Below are 19,225 nucleotides of genomic sequence, written 5' to 3'. Positions count from 1 at the left end.
CTCGGAATACTTACCTCTGACCTGCGAGTTCCTAACCCAAAAGGGGTAGATAATGCCGTTCGACCTGCAAAGCCTGGCCTGGCACCGATCGATCGGCAAGCTGATCATGCAGCTCGACCGTCCGGCGTTCTGGAGTTCGCTGGTTCGGGTATTGAACGAGTACGTGCAGATCGACAACTGGGTGGTATTGATCTTCGCCAGCCAGCAAGTGGAAGTGGTGAGCCTGCCCGAGGTGGCGGATGCCGAAGAGGTCAACGCGTTCATCCATCGCTATGTGAAGGGGCTCTACCTGCTGGACCCGTTCTACATCGCCAACCGGGAAAACCCGCAGAGCGGGTTCTTCCACCTGCTGGATATCGCGCCGGAGTACTTTCTCGAAACCGAGTACTACCACCAGTACTTCGCGCACTACATCTCGGCCGATGAGGCGCAGTACAACGTTCAGCTCGACGCTGACCGCACGCTGTGCATCTCCATTGGCAGCAAGGCGCGCTTCAGCCAGGAACAGATCACCATCCTCGACCTGATCAAGCCCTGGGTGACGGCCTTGATGCACCAGCGCATGGCCTTCGAGGTGGATGTCGAGAAGGACCTTGTCGAGGTACCGCCCTGGCAGGAAACACTGACCCAGCTGGGCGCGCAGATCACCACCCGTGAAAGCGATGTACTGAGACTGCTGCTGAGCGGTTTCTCCAACAAAGAGATTGCCGGAAAGCTTTCACTCTCGGCGGAAACGGTGAAAGTGCACCGCCGGAACATTTACGCCAAGTTGAACATCAAGTCGCAGTCGGAATTGTTTGCTCGCTTCTTTGTGCCGAAGTCGGATGCTTTCTGTACCAGTTGAATTCAGGCATCTTGCCTGCCGCCGGCTGCTGCACGCCTGGCAGACCTTCAAGGCGTCGATGCCAGCGCCTCGATGACCAAGGTCGCCAACCCGATCAAACAGATTACCCCCACGCCATAACTCACCGTCCGCCACGGCTGGATACCCGCCAGGTAAGTCACCGTATGCGACACCCTGGCCACGGTGAATACCCCGCTCAGCCAAGCCGTCATGGCAACCGGCGCCTCCAGTACGACCGCCAGGCCGCCCAGCGCGAGGAACATCGGGATGTTCTCCAGATCGTTGCGCCAGGCCTGCATGGCCCGCGTGACCTGCGGCAGTTCCGCAGGGCAAGCCGCGCGCTTGAACACCGCCGCATCCTCGCGGTTGATGAAGGCCAGGAAACGCAGGCGGAAGTAACCTTGGTAGCAGGAAATCGCCAGCATCTTGAAGAACAGCACCACTACGCAGCAGGCGTAGACCGCCAGGGCGCCGCTCATGCCCCTGGCCTCTGCGCCAAGCCCTTGACCACGATGTACAGCAGCGGCCCCAGGGAGACAAACAGCGCCGTCAGCACCAGATAGGGCAAGACACCAAGCAACGACCCGCCCCGCTGGCGCTGGTCGTTTGCCATCCAGATACAGCCCAGACCGGCCATCACATACAGGTCGATAACGACCTGGGCCGTATCGGGTCGGGACAGCAGATCGAGGCCAAAGGCAAGAAGTGATTGCTCGGCACTCATCAACGTCCAACCGGTGTACAGGGTGAACAGCAACAACACTGGCAGCGCGATCCATCGTGCGTTCATTCGTCGATTCCTTCAGGGGCGATGTTGCCGTCACGGTAGTGATAGAGTCGTCCCCGCCTCAATGACCTCACAGGTCATGGAGGCTTCAGCCAAGGACAGCCAGAGTCGACGCATGAGCCTTTCTCCCTTTCACCCGATGCACACACCTGCCATCACCGATGCCGGAGAGCACCTGCGCCGCCTACGCCGCCAGGCCGGGCTCAGCCAGCTCGACTTGGCGCTGGTGGCCGGCCTGTCGCAACGCCACCTGAGCTGCGTCGAAACCGGCCGCGCCAAGGCCAGCCCGAGCACCCTGCATGCCCTGCTCAGCGCGCTGGAAGTGCCGCTCGAACACTGCAACGAGGTGTTCCTCGCGGCAGGTTACGCACCACGCTATACGGCCTCGGCACTGGACGCCCCAGCCATGAAGATGGTGCATGACGCAGTGGAGCACATCCTGCAGGCCAACAACCCCGCACCGGCCATCGTCATCGCCAGCAACTGGGACATCACGGCGGCCAATGCCAGTGCCGGGCTGTTGTTCACCATGGTTGGCGTACCGACGAGCAGCACCTCGGGCCTGAACCTGCTGGACACACTGCTGCGCCCGGGCGGACTGGGTGATCATCTGGTCAATGCCGATGAGATACGGGCGATCGCCTGGCAGCGGGCGGCCAGGGAGGCGGTGGGCAATCCAGAATTGGCTCGGCGGCTGCAAAGCTTGCCCGTGCCACCCGCACTGGCGCCGGACACACCGCCGTCACCGCTGGTGCTGACCCGGGTGCGTGCTGCCCAGGGCGAACTTAGGTTCCTGTCCACCTTCACCACCTTCGGCATGCCGCAGGACATCACGGTGGCATCGCTGCGCATCGAACACCTGGTACCGGCCGACGGCACCACGTGGCGAACAATGACGGCGGCCTTTGATCAATGGCTGGCTCGGCAGCAGCAACAATGAAACCAATGATGATCAGGCCGCAACATCTGACCGAACTACTGGGATTCAGGCCTGTGCCGCCTGCCCCGCCACCGCTGCGCCATCCAGCACCATGCCCTCGCGCATCCGCTGCGCATCCCGGCTGAAACACCGCGAGGCCGCCAGCAGGAACACCATGGTCAGCAACAGGGCCACGGGGATCAGGTACATCGCGTCATGCAGCCCCTGGGCCTTGAACGCTTCGCTCATCGCCACCTCGCCCGCCGCCGCCATGGCCGACACGGCAAAATGATCCGACAGTCCACCGACCACCACCGGCCCCAGGCCGCCACCCAGCAGGTACAGCCCAGCGAAGAACAGCGCCATGGCCGTGGCCCGCAGGCGCGGTTGCACCACGTCCTGGATGGCGGTGTACACGCAGGTGTAGAAGTTGTAGGAGAACAGCCAGCCGACCCCGAACACCGCCACGAACACCCCCAGTTCGATGCGCCCGGCATGCAGCGCCCAGGCGGTACACAAGGTCGCCACCAGCATGCTCAACGCGGCGAACACCAGACGGCCGTTGGCGAAGCGCTGGTGCACCTTGTCGGCCATCCAGCCGCCAAGGGTCAGGCCCACCAGGCCGCTCAGGCCGACGATCATCCCGGTGGCCACCGCAGCGTCGTGCAGCGGCAACGCGAAGTAGCGCTGCAGCATCGGCACCATGAACGAGTTGCAAGCATACGAGGCGAAGTTGAAGGTCAGCCCCGCCAGCACCAGCCAGGCGAAGGTGGGCACGCTCAACACCCGGCGCAGGGGGCGGTCCAGCGGGGCCTGGGCGGTGGCCACCGTCTCCGCCGCGCCGCGCGCGGGCTCGCGGATCATGAAGATGAACAGCGCCAGCAGCACGCCAGGCACGGCGGCGATGAAGAACGGCGCGCGCCAGCTGTCGAAGGCCTGGACCATCGCACCGATGGTGAAGAATGCCAGCAGCAGGCCCAGCGGCAGGCCAAGCATGAAGATGCCCATCGCCCTCGCCCGTCGTCCGGCCGGGAACAGGTCGCCGATCAGGGAGTTGGCGGCCGGCGCGTAGCTGGCCTCGCCGATGCCCACGCCCATGCGTACCAGCAAAAAACTCCAGAAACTGCCGACCATGCCGTTGACCGCCGTCAGCCCGCTCCAGACCAGCAGGCCCCAGCCCATCAGCCGGCTGCGCGAGCCGGTGTCGGCGATACGCGCCAGCGGCAGGCCGGCGATGGCGTAGACCAGGGTGAAGGCGGTGCCGATGATGCCGATCTGGAAGTCGCTCAGGTGCCACTCCAGGCGGATCGGCTCGATGACGATGGCGGGGATGGTGCGGTCGAAGAAGTTGAACAGGTTGGCCAGGAACAGCAGGAACAGGATGCGCCAGGCGTTGGACGCTTGGGTGGCGGTGGGCATAGTCGGGTCCCTCGTTATTGTTGTTCGGGGCTTCCAGCACGCCTTTGCAATCTAGAGGGACATCAGGTCATCGTCTGCCAACATTGATCGCGTTGATACCAGCCGATGGGACGCCGCACGCCCGCCATCAATGCCCACAACCGCCGCCTGGACGCGCACCGGCCACCCAGGATGGACACTCACCAAAGCGCGATGTCGTAGGTCAGGTACACACGGTTGCTGTCGCGACCGCGGGCGAAGTCGGAACGATAGACATAGTTGCGCAACCTCACCCCCAGGCCTTTGAGCGGGCCACCCTGGACCACGTAGGCCAGCTCGGCGTCACGCTCCCATTCCTTGATACCCGCCTCCCCGGCGCGACCGTTGGCGCCGCTGAGGTAACGCGTCATGAAGGTCAGCCCGGGCACCCCCGCGGCGGCGAAGTTGTAGGCATAGCTGGCCATCCAGGTTTTTTCCTGCTCCTCGATGAACTTGCCGATACCGACGTTGCTGAACGAATACACCGTTGCGCCGCTGATATAGGGCAGCCCGGCCTCGCCATCAAGCACCTGGTAGCCGGCACCGACCGTATGCCCGGAATGCGCATACGCCAGTTGCCCGCTGTACAGGTCGTTGTCGATGGCGCCGCCATGGGCGGCACCGCTGTCGCGGCTCCTGAAGTAGCGCAGGTCGCTGGTCAGCACCCCGCCGGCCAGCGGCAGGTCATGCACCAGGCCGGCGAAGTCCTGGCGATAGAAGCCGTCGAGCCGGGCGTGGAAGTAGCTCAGGCGCAGCGGCTTGCCCACCGCATAATCGGCACCGACGTAGGAGAAATCACCGGACGCGTTGCCGCTGTAGCCATCCAGGTACAAGCCGGTGCTGTCCGAGGAGTCGCGCAACTTGAACTTGTCCAGGTGACCGGCGGTGAGGCTCAACCCATCGATGTCGGTGCTGGTCAGCTGCGTGCCCTGGTAAGTCTGCGGCAACAACCGCGCGTCGTTGTAGACCAGCACCGGGGTCTTGGGCAGCAAGGTGCCGTGCTTGATCACGGTCTGGCCCAGGCGCGCCTTGGCGGTCAGGCCGGCGCTGCTGAATTCGTCCGCGGCCCGACCGTCGTCGTGCACCGGCAACAGGCCGCTGCCGCTGCGCCCGCGTCCGGAGTCCAACCGCACGCCCACCAGGGCCAGGGCATCGAGCCCAACGCCCAAGGTGCCTTGGGTGAACCCGGACTGGTAGTCGAGCAAAAAGCCCTGCGCCCACTCGGTCCGCTCATGCTTGGCCGAGGCCGCCGCGCGTGGGGACAGGCCCTGCTCGTCACGGAAGTTCTCGTTGAAATAGACGTTGCGCAGCTGCAGCTTGAGCTTGCCGTCGTCGACGAATCCGCCAGCGCCGGCAACGGGCAACCAGCCGCAGAGCAGGCCACAGGTGGCCCCACGGAAAACACTTCGGAACATGATCGGTACTCTGTTGTTGTTCTTGGATGAGCGGTGGGTGGGCGCCGCGCGGCGCCCGGTGATTCACACGAAGAAGGACAAGGCACCTGTGAGCAGCGCCAGCGCGGTGATCACCAGCGAGGTAAGCACCGCCCACTTGACGGTGGCTTTCTGGAAGTCGCCGATATCGCGGTCGACCATCCCCACCAGCAACAGGGTCGAGGCTACCAACGGGCTCATCAGGTGCACCGGCTGCCCCAGTACCGAGGCCCGGGCGATTTCCACCGGGTCGATGCCATAGGCCGCGGCCGCGTTGGCCAGGATCGGCACCACCCCGAAGTAGTAGGCGTCATTGGACAGTACGAAGGTCAGCGGCATGCTGGTCAGCGCCACCACCAGCGGGAACCAGTGGCTCCAGGCGTCGGGGATCCAGTCCACCAAGGTCTGGGCGAGGGCGTCGACCATTTTGGTGCCGGAGAAGATGCCGGCGAATATGCCGGCGGCGAACACCAGCAGCACGACGGTCATGGCATTGCCCGAATGGGCGAGAATGCGCTCCTTCTGCAGCTCCAGTTGCGGATAGTTGATCATCAACGCGGCGACGAAACCGATCATGAACAGCAGCGCGGAATGCATCACGCCCATCACCAGCGCGGTCATCACGGCGATCACCAGCATCAGGTTCACATAGGCCAGGCGCGGACGCTTGTGTGGGTTGTCGCCGAGGATCTCCTTGATGTAGCAATTGCCGCCCCCTGACGCCAGGGTGACATTGCCGATGCGCCGACGCTCGGCGCGCCCCAACAGATAGGCGGTGAACACCACCCAGACCGCGCCGCCGATCACGGTGGGCAGCATCGGGATGAAGTATTCGGTCGCATCCAGGCCAAGGGCGGCGATCGCGCGGGTGGCAGGCCCGCCCCAGGGGCTCATGCCGCTCATGATGCTCAGCGATAGCATCGACACCGTGGCCAAAATCATCGGGTTCATGCCGATGCGTTTGTACAGCGGCAGCATCGCCGCGCAGGTGATCATGTAGGTGGTGGTGCCGTCGCCGTCGAGGGCAACCAGCAACGACAGCAGCGCGGTGCCTATGGCGATCTTGATCGGATCGCCGTTCACCCGCTTGAGAATCTTGCGGATCAAAGGGTCGAACAGGCCGGCATCGATCATCAGGCCGAAGAACAGGATGGCGAACAGCAGCAACGCCGCCGAGGGTGCCACCATCTTCAGGCCATCGAGCATCATCTTGCCGAGCTCGGGAGCGAAACCGCCAATCACGGCAAAAACGATGGGTACCACTGTGAGCGCGACGATCGGCGACAGGCGTTTGCTCATGATCAGGTAGGTGAACGTCACCACCATGATCAGGCCCAGGAGTGCGAGCATGGTTTTTTCTCTTGTTTTTATTCTGTGTTTGGCCGCCCGACGCGCAGGCGGCCCCCTGCCCCACCCGGCATCGCAGGGATGCTGGGGGGAAGTCTACTGCAACATGGGAGCGATAACCGGTTGGTCAGCCGTGCCGGGGAGGCTGCGCGGACCACTCGGGGTGAGCGTCGACGGCTTCGTCGGCCGCCGATGGCGCGCCGTCGAGGCGGCGCAGCAAGGTTTCGCGATCGCAGGCATGCTCCGACAGCGAGATGACCACGGTGGCCACGGCGTTGCTGGCCAGGCTGGTCAGGGCCCGCGCCTCGGACATGAAGCGATCGATACCGATCAACAAGGCAAGCCCGGCCAGCGGTATGTCGTGGATGACCGTGAGGGTCGAGGCCAACGCCACGAAGCCGCTGCCGGTCACGCCGGCGGCCCCCTTGGACGACAGCAGCATGATTGCCAGCATGGTCACCGTCTGCCCGAGGGTCAGGTCGATGTTGCAGGCCTGCGCGATGAACACGGCCGCCAGCGACAGGTAGATGGCGGTGCCATCGAGGTTGAAGGAATACCCGGTTGGCAGCACCAGCCCTACCACGCCTTTGCGACAACCGAGCCGCTCGAGCTTTTCGAGCATGCGCGGCAGCACCGGTTCGGTGGACGAGGTACCCAGCACCACCAGAAACTCTTCGCGGAAATAGCGCAGCAGCTTCCACAGGCTGAAGCCATGGGCGCGACAGATGCCGCCCAGCACAACCAGGACGAAGAAGGCGCAAGCGATGTACAGCGTGCCCACCAGCTTGGCCAGGGCGCCGAGGGAGGTAACGCCGTATTGCCCGACGGTGAAGGCCAGCGCACCGAACGCACCGACCGGGGCGAAACGCATCAGGTAGCCGAAGATACGGAACACCATGATCGAGACCGACTCCAGCACCGCAAGGACGGGCCGGCCCTTCTCACCCATGGACGACAGGGCGAAGCCGCTGAGTACGGCGATGAACAGCACCGGCAGCACCTCACCCTTGTTGAAGGCACCGATGAATGTCTCCGGAATGATGTGCATGAAGAAGTCGACCACGCCCAGTTTCGCTGCCGAGGCGGCGTACTGGCCCAGGCCTTCTGTACTCAGGGTGGCAGGATCGATGTTCATGCCGGCGCCGGGCCGGAACAGGTACACCGCCGCCAGGCCGATCACCAGGCTGATCACGGTCAGCAGCAGGAACAGCAGCAAGGTCTTGCTCATCAGGCGCCCCAGGGAGCGCTTGTCGGTCATGCCGGCAATGCCGGTGACGATGGTGCAGAACACCACTGGCGCGATCATCATCTTGATCAACTTGATGAAGGCGTCGCCCAGGGGTTTGAGGGCAACGGCCTGTTGCGCCCAGAAGTGGCCGACCACCACGCCCAGCAGGACGGCGCAGAGGATCTGGAAATACAGGGATCTGGCAAGTTTCATGAGGCATCACCCATTGTTGAAATTGTGCGGATGCGCTTGTTGCTGAAGCCGCGCTGATGGTGGCGGCGGCCTGGGTCTATCCCGCCAGCCTGCGCGAGGACGGGGCATAAACGAACCCTGAGAAGAGCCGACGGGCGGTACGCACCACCGATGCCTGCAGGGTCTTGCCATCGACGCCGCTACGCGACAGCGCCACGTCGATGCCACCACTGGGATGTTCGATGCGCACCTGCTCCAAGTGTTGTGCCCCCTCGCCGAGCAGGTCGCCGACCACCGTACCGGCGCTGACGCAAGCCGTGGCCAATCCGACGGCGCCGGTGATCGCCAGGGCCCGGTGGCAATTGTGCGGCATGAAATAGCGCACCTGCACCGTACCGTCATGCCGAGGTGGCGCGACCAGCACCGGCTTGGGGATCACCATGCCGCTGACATCACCCAGGCCCATGGCCTTGCCAGCCTTCAGGCGCAAGGCTTCCAGGCGCTGCAGCAAGGCATTGTCGGCATCCAGCTCGGCCGGGGTCTCCGAGCCGGTCACGCCCAGTTGCCGGGCGTCGACGATCATCATGGGCATCGCCATGTCGATGCAGGTGACCGGCACGCCGTCGATCACATCCTGAGGTTTGCCCGTAGGGAACAGCTTGCCGGTCTTGCTGCCCACTGCATCGAGGAACGTCAGGTGCACCGGGGCCGCCGTGCCAGGGACGCCGTCGATCGCCGTGCGCCCTTCGTAGCGCACGATGCCGCCAGGCGTTTGCACCAGTGAATCGACGAAGGTTCCGGTATTGAGGTTGCGGATGCGTACCAGGGTCTTGCCGTCGTTGGCCTTGACCAGCCCTTGCTCGATGGCGAACGGCCCCACGGCGCACAGCATGTTGCCGCAGTTGGGCGCGGTGTCGACGCGCCGCTGGGCGACCATCACCTGGACGAACAGGTAGTCGACATCGGCATCGGCGTGCAACGACGGGCTGATGATCGCCACTTTGCTGGTCTGCGGGCTGCCGCCACCGATGCCGTCGATTTCCAGCTCGTGTCCGGAGCCCATCAGGTTGATCAGCAACTCGTCGCGCTCGACCACGTTTGCAGGCAGGTCCCAGGCGTGGAAGAACGGCCCTTTGGAGGTACCGCCGCGCATGAGTACGCAAGGAATTCGTTGCATGATTTCGCACTCTTGTTGATCAATGGACATCATTGATGTTGTGAGCAAAAGAGTGACAGGGATGGATAAATCAATCCAATGCAAATATCGTAGTCATTATTGCGATACAAGCATCAATAATCGAACGGCCCACTGAGCGATGCCTGATGGAATATGAACTGCAAGATATAAGATCTTTCGTGAAAATCGCCGAACTTGGCAGCTTTCACGAAGCTGCAGAAGCGCTGCACTTGTCCCAACCCGCCCTGAGCCGACGAATCAAGAAGCTCGAGGAAGGGCTCGGTACTTCGTTACTCGAACGCACTACGCGCCGGGTCAGCCTGACGAGCGTGGGTCGGGATTTCCTGCCCAAAGCCAGGCGCCTGCTGGATGATTTCGAGGATTCGATCCTGAGCATCCGTGAACTGGCCGAGCGCCAGACGGGGCAGGTCACCCTCGCTTGCATTCCCACGGCAGCGTTCTACTTTCTGCCCTCGGTGATCCGCGACTACAACGCGCAGTACCCGAAGATCCGCATCCGCCTGCTGGACCTCAGTGCCAACGATGGGCTGGAAGCCGTACTGCGCGCAGAGGCCGATTTTGGCATCAACATGATGAGTGGCCAGCATCCGGACATCGAGTTCGTCTCGCTGGTACAGGAGCATTTTGTGCTCGCTTGCCGCCGGGACCACCCGTTGGCCAAGCGCGAGTCGGTGACCTGGGCCGAACTGGCCGACTACCGCTTGATCGGAGTCGGTCGCCTGAGCGGCAACCGCATGTTGCTCGATCATGCGCTGGCCGGTCTGAACCTTCGTCCTCAATGGTTCTACGAGGTCCAGCACCTGTCGACCTCGCTGGGCATGGTCGAGGCCGGGCTGGGGGTCTCGGCCATGCCTAGCCTGGCCATGCCCAGCGCCGACCATCCGACGTTGGTCAGCGTGCCGCTGGGCGAGCCGCAGGTCAGCCGCACGCTGGGCTTGGTGTTTCGTCGCGGTGCGTCGCTGTCGCCGGCGGCCGAAAAGTTCGTATCGATCCTGTTGCAGCAATGGCCCAATCGCTGACCCCTGGGCCGGTGGCATGCCGGATCCGCGCAAAGTTCATCAGCACCTGCGCCGCGGAGTGCTAACGTATGCGGCTATTGACCGCCCTTGAAAATCCAGGGCGCTCTGTTCACTTGTCCCTGCGGAGTTTTCCTTGGCCTCGCCTGCTCATGAACGTTCGCTCGATGGGTTGAATTTTTTCCTGGCCGATGTCCGTGATGGGCTTGGGCCCTACCTGGCGATCTACCTGCTGGCGGTGCACCATTGGGAGCCCGGCAGTATCGGCCTGGTCATGACCTTGGCCAGCGTCACGGCATTGCTGACCCAGACGCCAGCTGGCGCGCTGATCGACAGGACCACGGCCAAGCGCGCCGTGATGGCCATCGCCGCGCTGCTGGTGACCGGCAGTTGCCTGGTGCTGCCGTGGGTCACCAGCGTCGCGCTGGTGACGTTGACCCAAGCCATCAGCGCGCTCGCCGGTTCCGTGTTCGCGCCGGCCATCGCTGCCATTTCACTGGGCCTGACCGGGCCGCGGGCATTCACCCGGCGCATGGGCCGCAACGAAACCTTCAACCATGCCGGCAATGCCTGCTCGGCGGTGCTCGCCGGCGGGCTGGCCTACCTGTTCGGACCGGTGGCGGTGTTCTACCTGATGGCGGCGATGACTGTGGCCAGCCTGATCGCCATCAGCCGAGTGCCGGCGACAGCCATCGACCATGACCTCGCGCGCGGCCTTGACCCGCGGCCGCCGGGCCAGCACGCCCACCCCGCCGGCCTTGCCGTACTGTTGCACAATCGCCCCTTGCTGCTGTTCGCCGTGTGCTGCGCGTTGTTCCATCTGGCCAACGCGGCAATGCTTCCGCTGGTGGGCCAGAAACTGGCTCAGGCCAACCTGCAGTTGGCCACGCCGCTGACCTCGGCGTGCATCGTCGCGGCGCAGCTGGTGATGGTGCCCATGGCGCTGCTGGCCGGCGCCAGGGCCGACCGCTGGGGACGCAAGCCGCTGTTGCTCGCCGGCTTTCTGATCCTGCCGCTGCGTGGCGTGCTGTACGTGATGTCGGACGATCCGTTCTGGCTGGTGGCCGTGCAATTGCTCGATGGCATAGGCGCCGGACTGTTCGGCGCATTGTTCCCGGTAGTGGTCAAGGACCTCACCCAAGGCAGCGGGCGCTTCAATGTCAGCCTTGGCGCATTGTCCACGGCCTTCGGCCTGGGCGCGGCGCTAAGTCCCGGTGTCGCGGGGCTGGTGGTACAGTCCGCAGGCTACGACGCGGCATTCCTGACATTGGCGGGCATCGCGACTGCAGCGTTGCTTCTGCTTTGGCTGGCCATGCCGGAGACCCGCCGACCGGCCAGCGATGCCAACGCCGAGCAAGCCCCTCCCCTTCACTCCCCTTCCGGAAACTGAGTCCTCGCATGCCTGTCGCTGAGTCATCCCTGATCATCTGGTCGGTTGCGGCCGCGGCCACCGCCCTGGTCATCCTTCGGCCGGGACGCATGCCTGAATATGTCTGGGCGATGGGCGCCGCCTTAGGACTGACGGCTTGCGGCCTGATCCCATGGCGCCTGGCCTTGGCGGCAATCGCCGAAGGAGGCGATGTCTACCTGTTCCTGACCGGCATGATGGTGCTGGCCGAGCTGGCTCGCCAGGAAGGCTTGTTCGACTGGCTGGCCAGGTACGCGGTGCAGCATGCCAGGGGCTCGGGCCAACGCCTGTTCGACCTGGTATTCCTGGTCGGTACACTGGTCACCGTGTTCCTGTCCAATGACGCCACCGCTGTGGTGCTGACACCGGCCGTGTATGCGGCGTGCAAGGCGGCCAAGGCCGAGCCGCTGCCCTACTTGTTCATCTGCGCCTTCATCGCCAATGCCGCCAGCTTCGTGCTGCCCATCTCCAACCCGGCCAACCTGGTAGTCTTCGGCAGCCAGATGCCGCCGCTGCTGGAATGGCTGCGCCAGTTCACCCTGCCCTCGCTGGGCGCCATCGCCATGACCTACCTGGTGCTGCGCCTGACCCAGCGCGAGCGCATCCGTCAGCCGCTGGCCGTGGCCATCGAGATGCGCCCCTTGTCGGCCGGCGCCCGGCTTTGCGCGCTGGGCCTGATGTTCACCGGCACCCTGCTGTTGACGGTATCGGCACTGGACATGCCGCTAGGGCTGCCGACATTTTGCGCAGGCATGGCCACCACCGGGTTGATCCACCTGCGTCAGCGGCGCAACCCGGCGCCGTTGCTGCGCCACGTGGCCTGGGGGGTCCTGCCCTTGGTCGCAGGACTGTTCGTGCTGGTGGAAGCCGTGGCCCACACCGGCGTGATCGACCGTCTTGCCCAATCGTTGGCCGCCCTGGCGCAACAGTCGGCAGGCACGGCAAGCTGGACGGCGGGGGTGACTGCGGCCGTGGCCAGCAACCTGATGAACAATCTGCCCACCGGCCTGATCGCCGGTTCCATCGGCCACCTCGTCGAACTGCCCCGGCAGACCACCGCCGCCTTGCTTATCGGCGTCGACCTGGGACCGAACCTGTCGATCACCGGCTCCCTGGCCACGCTGCTGTGGCTGGTGGCGATCCGCCGCGAGGGCGAGCATGTCGGCGCATTGAGTTTCTTGCGTCTGGGCGTGCTGGTAATGCTCCCGGCACTGCTGGCGGCACTGTTGCTGCTGGCCGTCTGAACCCGGCCTTCAGAACACCACCGAGCGCCGCTGCTCCGCTGTCGCCACCACCCTGCCGCGCTTGAGCACCATCAGCCGCGCGGGCAGGTCGAGGATCACGTCGCTGATACGGTGGGTGTCCATCAGCACCAGGTCCGCGTCGTTGCCCACCGCCAAGCCATGGCTCTGCAACCCCAGGGCCTTGGCCGGGTTGCTGGTGAGCATCGGCAGCACCGTGGCCTGGTCGTCCGCCCCGCCCAGGTGACAGGCGGGGATGGCCAGCTGCGCGATATGCAGCAGGTCGCCGGTGCCGTAGGGAGTGAAGGCATTGCGGATGTTGTTGGTGGCCAGGCACACGTTCACTCCGCCATCGCGCAACGCCCGCACCGGGGTCAGGGTGCGCCGCACATTGTGGCTGTCGCCACGGGCGCCCAGGTGCAGGTCGGTGGCGGGCAGGCACATCACGCTGATGTCGGCTTCGCGCAGCAGCGCGATGATACGCGACTGGCGCGCTGGTTCGACGGCCGCCAGGCTGGTCAGGTGGCCGACGCTGACGCGCCCTTGGTAGCCTGCCGCGAGGGTCCGGCGGGCCACGTATTCGATGGTCATGTGCTCGGCGTCGTCGGCGAAGTCCTGGTGCAGGTCGATGTCCTTGCCATAGCGCTGGGCCAGGTCGAAGACGAAATCGATGTGCTCCAGGGGCGAGGCGTCGTTGTAGGGAATGCCGCCGACCACATCGGCGCCCCTCTCCATGGCCTCGACCATCATCGCTTTCATGCCGGGCAACTTGAGGATGCCTTCCTGGGGAAAGGCGACCACCTGGATATCGATGACATCGCGGAATGTTTCCCGTAGTTCCAGCACCACTTCAAGGCCCGTGAAACCCTGGGCGGGGTCGAACTCGGCGTGGGCACGGACATGGGTGGTGCCGGCCTGCACCAGCGCGCGCAACACCTGGGTCGAGCGCTCGCGGATGTCTTCGCGGGTGAGCGTGGGCTTGAGCTCGGCGGTGACGGCGATCGCTTCCGTCAAGGTGCCGGAGCGGTTGGCCTTGCGCTGCATGACGTTGGCTTTTTCCAGGTGCAGGTGGCCTTCGACGAAGCCTGGGATCAGGACATTGCCGTTGCCTTGGATTTCCTGGGTTGCCGTTGCGGTGATCGTTTGGGCGATTTCAGTGATCTTGCCGTTGCGCACGGCCACATCCATCAAGGGTTTTGCATCATCGATGCGGACATTTCTGAAGATCAGGTCCATGCCGTCGCTCCTGTAGGGGCTCATTAGCGCGCGTGGAAAAAGCCCGGGCGTCGTTCGGCGCCCGAGCTATTGCCTATGAGCGAATCAGAACGGCTTGGTCGGCAGGTACTTGCCATCCAGGGTGATCACGGCGCGCGAACCTCCTTCCGGATCGTCGACCTTCTTCACGTCCAGCTTGAAGTTGATGGCGCTGATGATGCCGTCGCCAAACTTCTCGTGGACCAGTGCCTTGAGGGTGGTGCCGTACACCTGCAGCATCTCGTAGAAGCGGTAGATGGTCGGGTCGGTCGGCACGCCGCCGGGGATGCTGCCGCGCAGTGGCACGGTCTGCAGCAGGGCGATGCCGTCGGCGTCCAGGCCCAGCTTGTCGCCCACCACCTGGGCGGCGCTGGCCGGCAGCGGGTGCTGGCCCAGCAGCGCGGCGGTGACGAAGGCTTCGGACAGGCCGGTGCCGTCGGTGATCTGGGCGAACGACAGGTCCTTGCGGGCCTTGGCCAGGAGGATGGCTTCGCTCAGGGCAAGGCGGGCATTCTGGCTGATTTGCGACTGGATCATGGGGTGTCTCCTTGGGTTGAAAATCGGGTTCAGGCAACGTGCCGGGAAGCGTGGGAAACCGCGCGGACTTCTGGGTTGTCCGCCAGGGATACGAACTGGCCGGTGCGCCCGTCGAAGGCGTCGATGCGACCGCTCTCGATGTCGTAGATCCAGCCGTGCAGGGCCACGCGGCCCTCTTCCAGGGCCAGGCGCACCGAGGGGTGAGTCTGGATGTTGGCCAGCTGGGCGATCACGTTCTCGCGCACCATGGCCTCGACCTTGGCGTGGGGGTTTTGATGCTGGCGGGCTTCATTCACCACCCGGGCCGAGTCGGCGTAGCGCAGCCAGCCGGCCACGGCGGGCATATGGTCCAGGCACTTGCAGGTGGCGATGGCGGTCATGGCGCCGCAGTCGGAGTGGCCGCAGATGACGATGTCGGCCACTTGCAGGGCGGCGACGGCATACTCGACCGAGGCCGACACCCCACCGGGTTCAGGGCCGTAGGACGGCACGATGTTGCCGGCGTTGCGGATGACGAACAGGTCGCCGGGTTCACGCTGGGTGACCAGTTCGGGCACCAGGCGGCTGTCGGAACAGGAGATGAACAGCGCCCGAGGGCTTTGCTGGGTGGCCAGGTCCTTGAACAGCTTGACCCGCTCGGGGAAGGCGTCGCGCTGGAACTTCAGGAAGCCGTCGATGATGTCTTGCATGGCTGATGCCTCAGTGTCGCGGTGTGTGAGGCAAAGGTTAGGTGGTACGTTACATAAGGTAAAAGTCTAATTTATGATGAATGGCATCAGACTATCTTATGGAGAGCGGCATGCTAGCCCGGCATATCCAGTACTTCCTCGCGGTCGCCCAACACCACAGCTTCACTCGGGCGGCGGCAGCCCTGCACGTCTCCCAGCCCGCGCTTTCGCAGCAGGTCAGGCAACTGGAGGAAAGCCTGGGCGCGCAGTTGTTCGATCGCTCGGGGCGCACCACGCGGCTGACCGATGCCGGCGAGGTCTATCTGCGCTATGCGAAACGGGCGTCGCAGGAACTGCAGGAGGCCAGGCGCGCGATCCATGACGTGGGCGACCTCAGCCGAGGCTCATTGCGGGTGGCGGTGACGCCCACCTTTACCAGCTACCTGGTCGGCCCCCTGGTCGAGGCCTTTCATGGCCGGTACCCCAACATCACCCTGAACCTGAGCGAAATCGCCCAGGAGCGTATGGAGCAGATGCTGCAGTTGGACGAACTGGATGTCGGTATCGCCTTCGATGAACGCCATGCCCAGGACATCGACACCTCCCCCTTACTGGTCGAGACCCTGGCGCTGGTGGTCGGCAGCCAACACCCGTTGGCCCAGGCAAGTGCCATCGGGCCACAGGCGCTGAATGACGAATCGATGATCCTGCTCAGCGCCGAATTTGCCACCCGTGAGCAGATCGAGCGCTACTGCAGGCAGCACGGTATCCGCCCGCAGGTAATGATGGAGGCCAACGCCATCGGCGCGGTCATCGAAGTGGTGCGCAGGACAACGCTGTCGACACTGCTCCCGGCCAACATCGTCCTGGCGCATGACGACCTGGCCGCCATCGCCCTGGACCCCTTGCGCCTGCAACGCACGGCCGTGCTCATGCAGCGCAGGGGTGTCTACCAGACGGCGGCGGCGCGGGCCTTCCTGGCGCTGGCCAAGGAGGTGGCCGCGCAACTGGAGCACGGCTGAGGCTCAGCTCAACTGTGCAATCAGCACCGCGTTGGTGTAGATCAGGCTGCCATCGCTGGCCCGATGCCCGACCAAGTGAAACTGACCACGTTCGTCGTTGCTCAGGTAGACGCGCAGGCGGCAGTCGGCCAGCGGGCCGTAGCCTTCGGGCAAGACCAGGTTCAGCGTTTCCATGTCGACATCAACCATCGCTTCGGGCTCGTGGCTCTGTTGTAGACGTTCCTCGGCCTGCTCCAGCGCCGTGTGGGTCGGGCCCTGGATGTCGAAGTGGATATCACCCACCGGGGAAGATCGGCGGTCGCCGTCACTTTTGCACCAGCCTTCGATTGTCAGGGTACTCATGGCGAGTCCTCGTTTGAACACTGTCGAAAGGGTTGACTGCGCCACGTTCCGAATCGTTCCAACAGGTGACACGGCGTGCTCAAGCGCCCTTTGCCAATGCCCGCTCCATCTCCCCGGCCTGCAGCCGAAGCGCCTGGCAGAACGGCTCCAGCACAGCCGACGCCGGGCGCAGCTCTGGTCGGATAAGCATTACCTGATACGGTACCGAGAGACTCAAACGGCGCATGGGCAGCCCACCCTGCCCTGCCTCCAACCCGCTCAGCGGGTTGATGATCGCCACGCCCAGCCCTTGCCGGACCATGGCGCATACCGAGGCGGCGCTGGTGGTTTCGATCACCGTGCGCCTGTTTACTCCAGCCTCGCGGAAGTGGCGGTCCAGCTGTTGCCGATAGCTGTCCAGGCTGGCCAGGTTGATGAAGTCGACCTCATGGAAGTCGTGCAACTCAAGCAGTGGCTTGGCGAGCAACGGATGATGCTCGGGCAACACGCAGACCATGTCGGCGCTGAATAGCAGTTCCCCGACCGCGCCCCTGGGCACCTGCGCGGTTTCGGTCAAGCCGAGGTCGTGCTGTTGGGCGACCAATGATTCTTCCAGCAACGGCGACTCCTGCGCGGTAATGCTCACGCTGACCCCCGGGTGTTGCTGGTGGAACGCCTTGCAGGCCTTGGGCAGCAGAGTCTGCGAGAACAGTGGCAGGCAGGTGATGGCCAGCCGGCCCTGCTCGAAGTTGCGGATGGCCTGGGCGAAGCGGTCGATGCGCTCCAGGCCGACGAAGGCGCGCTCGACCTCCTCGATCAGTAGCAAGGCCTGGGCCGTGGGCGCCAGGCGCCCGCCTTCGCGCTCGAACAGGTTCAGACCGGTGACCTGCTCCATGCGCGCCAGCTCACGGCTGACAGTGGGTTGCGAGGTGAACAGCAGGCGGGCGGCGCCGGTGACGCTGCCGGCGGCCATGATGGCGCGGAACACTTCGATGTGGCGGATGGTGAGTTTCATGGTGATGCCAAGACCCGTGAGATTGACGCATACATATCAAATATGAATTGAGCCAGCATAAATAGCTATTTTTCTGGATCAATCAACTGACTCAAGATCGGTGCATCCATTACAAGGAACACCCCCATGACCACCACCCTCCTGGCCCAGGCCGTCCGCCAGCACGGCTCCCCACTGTGGGCCTACGACGCCCAGACCATCCACCAGCGCATCGATCAGTTGCAGCAGCACTTCGACACGGTCCGCTTCGCGCAGAAGGCCAACCCCAACCTGCACGTCCTGCGCCTGATGCGCGAACGTGGCCTGGTGCTCGATGCCGTGTCGCTGGGCGAAATGGAGCGGGCGTTCGCGGCCGGGGCGACAGTGGACGGCGAGCCGGCCGGCGTGGTGCTGACCTGCGACGTGCTCGACCAGCCCACCCTGGCTCGAGTGGTCGAGACAAAGATCGAGGTGAACGCCGGTTCCATCGACATGCTCCGCCAGCTGGGCGAGCACGCCGCCGGGCACCGGGTATGGCTGCGCATCAACCCGGGGTTCGGCCACGGCCACAGCCGAAAGACCAACACCGGCGGCGAGAACAGCAAGCACGGCATCTGGCACGAGCAGTTGCCCGAGGCGCTGGCCTGCGTGAAACAGTACGGATTGCACCTGGTGGGCGTGCACATGCACATCGGCTCGGGGGTAGACTACGAACACCTGGAACAGGTAGCCGGTGCCATGGTCGGGCTGGTCGACAAGCTGGGCATGGACATCGAGGCCTTCTCCATCGGCGGCGGGTTGTCCACGCCGTACCGCACCGACGACCAGCCGGTGGACCTGCAACGCTACGCCCATACCTGGGCAGTGGCGCGGGCGGAGATCGAAGCCATGCTCGGCCACCCCGTGCGCATGGAGATCGAACCGGGCCGCTTCCTGGTGGCGGAGTCGGGTTGCCTGGTGGCCGAGGTACGCGCCGTCAAGCAGATGGGTGACCGGCACTACATCCTGGTCGATGCCGGTTTCAACGACCTGATGCGCCCGGCGATGTACGGCGCCTACCACCGCATGAGCCTGTTCGATGCGGTGGGCCGACCGGTGAGCCGTCCGCTGCAACCGACCGTGGTGGCCGGGCCGCTGTGCGAGTCGGGGGATGTATTCACCCAGAACGATGAGGAACTGACGCCACAGCAACTGCCCCAGGCCAAAGTGGGTGACCTGCTGGTGATCCACGATGCCGGGGCTTACGGGGCTTCGATGTCGTCGAACTACAACAGTCGCCCCCTGCTGCCTGAATTTCTGATCGAACAGGGCAACTTGCGCATGATCCGCCGGCGCCAGACCGTGCAGGAGCTTCTGGCACTGGAGCTGGGTATATAAAG

General features: G+C 64.4%; 19 protein-coding genes. 7 read left to right on the top strand and 12 right to left on the bottom strand.

Features of this window, described 5'->3' with window-relative positions; all coding sequences use genetic code 11:
* Window positions 1-52: 52 nt before the first annotated feature.
* On the top strand, window positions 53-844 hold the full coding sequence (locus K5H97_RS09035; protein ID WP_028690508.1) for a helix-turn-helix transcriptional regulator: 792 nt from the start codon (window positions 53-55) through the stop codon (window positions 842-844).
* Window positions 845-891: 47 nt separating this feature from the next.
* Here the strand turns inward: K5H97_RS09035 and K5H97_RS09030 are convergent, their stop codons facing one another.
* Complete coding sequence (locus K5H97_RS09030; protein ID WP_028690507.1) at window positions 892-1,323, bottom strand: MAPEG family protein; 432 nt, start codon at window positions 1,321-1,323, stop codon at window positions 892-894.
* On the bottom strand, window positions 1,320-1,634 hold the full coding sequence (locus K5H97_RS09025; protein ID WP_028690506.1) for a hypothetical protein: 315 nt from the start codon (window positions 1,632-1,634) through the stop codon (window positions 1,320-1,322). Before K5H97_RS09025 ends, K5H97_RS09030 begins: the two co-directional genes overlap by 4 nt.
* Window positions 1,635-1,746: 112 nt before the next feature.
* On the opposite strand from K5H97_RS09025, the gene K5H97_RS09020 reads away from it, so the two are divergent.
* Window positions 1,747-2,571: a helix-turn-helix domain-containing protein gene (locus K5H97_RS09020; protein WP_051555661.1), complete on the top strand. Its 825-nt coding sequence runs from the start codon at window positions 1,747-1,749 to the stop codon at window positions 2,569-2,571.
* Between the two features lie 45 nt (window positions 2,572-2,616).
* Here the strand turns inward: K5H97_RS09020 and K5H97_RS09015 are convergent, their stop codons facing one another.
* The 5 genes from K5H97_RS09015 to K5H97_RS08995 all read right to left on the bottom strand — a co-directional run bounded on the left by K5H97_RS09015 (window position 2,617) and on the right by K5H97_RS08995 (window position 9,364).
* Window positions 2,617-3,969, bottom strand: coding sequence for a spinster family MFS transporter (locus tag K5H97_RS09015; RefSeq protein WP_028690504.1), 1,353 nt, complete (start codon window positions 3,967-3,969; stop codon window positions 2,617-2,619).
* Between the two features lie 179 nt (window positions 3,970-4,148).
* Window positions 4,149-5,402, bottom strand: coding sequence for an OprD family porin (locus K5H97_RS09010; protein ID WP_028690503.1), 1,254 nt, complete (start codon window positions 5,400-5,402; stop codon window positions 4,149-4,151).
* Between the two features lie 63 nt (window positions 5,403-5,465).
* On the bottom strand, window positions 5,466-6,770 hold the full coding sequence (locus tag K5H97_RS09005) for a CitMHS family transporter (protein ID WP_028690502.1): 1,305 nt from the start codon (window positions 6,768-6,770) through the stop codon (window positions 5,466-5,468).
* 124 nt (window positions 6,771-6,894) lie between these two features.
* Window positions 6,895-8,208, bottom strand: coding sequence for a C4-dicarboxylate transporter DctA (gene dctA, locus K5H97_RS09000; RefSeq protein ID WP_028690501.1), 1,314 nt, complete (start codon window positions 8,206-8,208; stop codon window positions 6,895-6,897).
* Window positions 8,209-8,284: 76 nt separating this feature from the next.
* Window positions 8,285-9,364 carry a 4-oxalomesaconate tautomerase gene (locus K5H97_RS08995; RefSeq protein ID WP_028690500.1) on the bottom strand — a complete coding sequence of 360 codons (1,080 nt, stop codon included), beginning with the start codon at window positions 9,362-9,364 and terminating at the stop codon, window positions 8,285-8,287.
* A gap of 146 nt (window positions 9,365-9,510) precedes the next feature.
* Between K5H97_RS08995 and K5H97_RS08990 the strand changes: the two genes are divergently transcribed.
* From K5H97_RS08990 to K5H97_RS08980, 3 genes are all read left to right on the top strand, one after another.
* Entirely contained in the window at window positions 9,511-10,404 is an 894-nt protein-coding gene (locus tag K5H97_RS08990) for a LysR family transcriptional regulator (protein ID WP_028690499.1), read from the top strand.
* Window positions 10,405-10,537: 133 nt separating this feature from the next.
* Entirely contained in the window at window positions 10,538-11,791 is a 1,254-nt protein-coding gene (locus K5H97_RS08985; RefSeq protein WP_028690498.1) for an MFS transporter, read from the top strand.
* A gap of 8 nt (window positions 11,792-11,799) precedes the next feature.
* On the top strand, window positions 11,800-13,053 hold the full coding sequence (locus K5H97_RS08980; RefSeq protein WP_028690497.1) for an arsenic transporter: 1,254 nt from the start codon (window positions 11,800-11,802) through the stop codon (window positions 13,051-13,053).
* Between the two features lie 9 nt (window positions 13,054-13,062).
* On the opposite strand, the gene K5H97_RS08975 is transcribed toward K5H97_RS08980, so the two are convergent.
* The 3 genes from K5H97_RS08975 to K5H97_RS08965 form a co-directional block, all read right to left on the bottom strand.
* Window positions 13,063-14,286 (bottom strand): amidohydrolase family protein, encoded by a 1,224-nt coding sequence (locus tag K5H97_RS08975; protein ID WP_028690496.1) that lies wholly within the window; start codon window positions 14,284-14,286, stop codon window positions 13,063-13,065.
* Window positions 14,287-14,370: 84 nt separating this feature from the next.
* Window positions 14,371-14,841, bottom strand: a complete 471-nt coding sequence (gene cynS / locus K5H97_RS08970; protein ID WP_028690495.1) for a cyanase — start codon at window positions 14,839-14,841, stop codon at window positions 14,371-14,373.
* Between the two features lie 29 nt (window positions 14,842-14,870).
* Window positions 14,871-15,530: a carbonic anhydrase gene (locus tag K5H97_RS08965; protein WP_028690494.1), complete on the bottom strand. Its 660-nt coding sequence runs from the start codon at window positions 15,528-15,530 to the stop codon at window positions 14,871-14,873.
* A 110-nt stretch (window positions 15,531-15,640) separates the two neighbouring features.
* On the opposite strand from K5H97_RS08965, the gene cynR reads away from it, so the two are divergent.
* Window positions 15,641-16,531 carry a transcriptional regulator CynR gene (gene cynR, locus K5H97_RS08960; RefSeq protein ID WP_028690493.1) on the top strand — a complete coding sequence of 297 codons (891 nt, stop codon included), beginning with the start codon at window positions 15,641-15,643 and terminating at the stop codon, window positions 16,529-16,531.
* Between the two features lie 3 nt (window positions 16,532-16,534).
* Here the strand turns inward: cynR and K5H97_RS08955 are convergent, their stop codons facing one another.
* The gene (locus K5H97_RS08955; RefSeq protein WP_028690492.1) at window positions 16,535-16,873 is read right to left on the bottom strand and encodes a hypothetical protein; all 339 of its coding nucleotides are present in this window, start codon (window positions 16,871-16,873) and stop codon (window positions 16,535-16,537) included.
* Between the two features lie 79 nt (window positions 16,874-16,952).
* On the bottom strand, window positions 16,953-17,867 hold the full coding sequence (locus K5H97_RS08950) for a LysR family transcriptional regulator (RefSeq protein ID WP_028690491.1): 915 nt from the start codon (window positions 17,865-17,867) through the stop codon (window positions 16,953-16,955).
* Between the two features lie 126 nt (window positions 17,868-17,993).
* On the opposite strand from K5H97_RS08950, the gene lysA reads away from it, so the two are divergent.
* A complete protein-coding gene (lysA, locus tag K5H97_RS08945; RefSeq protein ID WP_028690490.1) occupies window positions 17,994-19,223 on the top strand; it encodes a diaminopimelate decarboxylase in 1,230 nt (409 codons plus the stop codon).
* The last annotated feature ends 2 nt before the right edge of the window (window positions 19,224-19,225 follow it).

It is taken from the genome of Pseudomonas mosselii, from assembly GCF_019823065.1.
In the GTDB taxonomy this organism is placed as follows: domain Bacteria; phylum Pseudomonadota; class Gammaproteobacteria; order Pseudomonadales; family Pseudomonadaceae; genus Aquipseudomonas; species Aquipseudomonas mosselii.
Note: the sequence above shows the minus strand (reverse complement) of the source record. Positions and strands in the feature narration are given on the sequence as shown.

What these genes read in the sequence shown, in the direction of transcription:
- K5H97_RS09035 (WP_028690508.1), top strand. Translation starts at nt 53, where the DNA reads ATGCCGTTCGACCTGCAAAGCCTGGCCTGGCACCGATCGATCGGCAAG.
- K5H97_RS09030 (WP_028690507.1), bottom strand. Translation starts at nt 1,323, where the DNA reads ATGAGCGGCGCCCTGGCGGTCTACGCCTGCTGCGTAGTGGTGCTGTTC.
- K5H97_RS09025 (WP_028690506.1), bottom strand. Translation starts at nt 1,634, where the DNA reads ATGAACGCACGATGGATCGCGCTGCCAGTGTTGTTGCTGTTCACCCTG.
- K5H97_RS09020 (WP_051555661.1), top strand. Translation starts at nt 1,747, where the DNA reads ATGAGCCTTTCTCCCTTTCACCCGATGCACACACCTGCCATCACCGAT.
- K5H97_RS09015 (WP_028690504.1), bottom strand. Translation starts at nt 3,969, where the DNA reads ATGCCCACCGCCACCCAAGCGTCCAACGCCTGGCGCATCCTGTTCCTG.
- K5H97_RS09010 (WP_028690503.1), bottom strand. Translation starts at nt 5,402, where the DNA reads ATGTTCCGAAGTGTTTTCCGTGGGGCCACCTGTGGCCTGCTCTGCGGC.
- K5H97_RS09005 (WP_028690502.1), bottom strand. Translation starts at nt 6,770, where the DNA reads ATGCTCGCACTCCTGGGCCTGATCATGGTGGTGACGTTCACCTACCTG.
- dctA (WP_028690501.1), bottom strand. Translation starts at nt 8,208, where the DNA reads ATGAAACTTGCCAGATCCCTGTATTTCCAGATCCTCTGCGCCGTCCTG.
- K5H97_RS08995 (WP_028690500.1), bottom strand. Translation starts at nt 9,364, where the DNA reads ATGCAACGAATTCCTTGCGTACTCATGCGCGGCGGTACCTCCAAAGGG.
- K5H97_RS08990 (WP_028690499.1), top strand. Translation starts at nt 9,511, where the DNA reads ATGGAATATGAACTGCAAGATATAAGATCTTTCGTGAAAATCGCCGAA.
- K5H97_RS08980 (WP_028690497.1), top strand. Translation starts at nt 11,800, where the DNA reads ATGCCTGTCGCTGAGTCATCCCTGATCATCTGGTCGGTTGCGGCCGCG.
- K5H97_RS08975 (WP_028690496.1), bottom strand. Translation starts at nt 14,286, where the DNA reads ATGGACCTGATCTTCAGAAATGTCCGCATCGATGATGCAAAACCCTTG.
- cynS (WP_028690495.1), bottom strand. Translation starts at nt 14,841, where the DNA reads ATGATCCAGTCGCAAATCAGCCAGAATGCCCGCCTTGCCCTGAGCGAA.
- K5H97_RS08965 (WP_028690494.1), bottom strand. Translation starts at nt 15,530, where the DNA reads ATGCAAGACATCATCGACGGCTTCCTGAAGTTCCAGCGCGACGCCTTC.
- cynR (WP_028690493.1), top strand. Translation starts at nt 15,641, where the DNA reads ATGCTAGCCCGGCATATCCAGTACTTCCTCGCGGTCGCCCAACACCAC.
- K5H97_RS08955 (WP_028690492.1), bottom strand. Translation starts at nt 16,873, where the DNA reads ATGAGTACCCTGACAATCGAAGGCTGGTGCAAAAGTGACGGCGACCGC.
- K5H97_RS08950 (WP_028690491.1), bottom strand. Translation starts at nt 17,867, where the DNA reads ATGAAACTCACCATCCGCCACATCGAAGTGTTCCGCGCCATCATGGCC.
- lysA (WP_028690490.1), top strand. Translation starts at nt 17,994, where the DNA reads ATGACCACCACCCTCCTGGCCCAGGCCGTCCGCCAGCACGGCTCCCCA.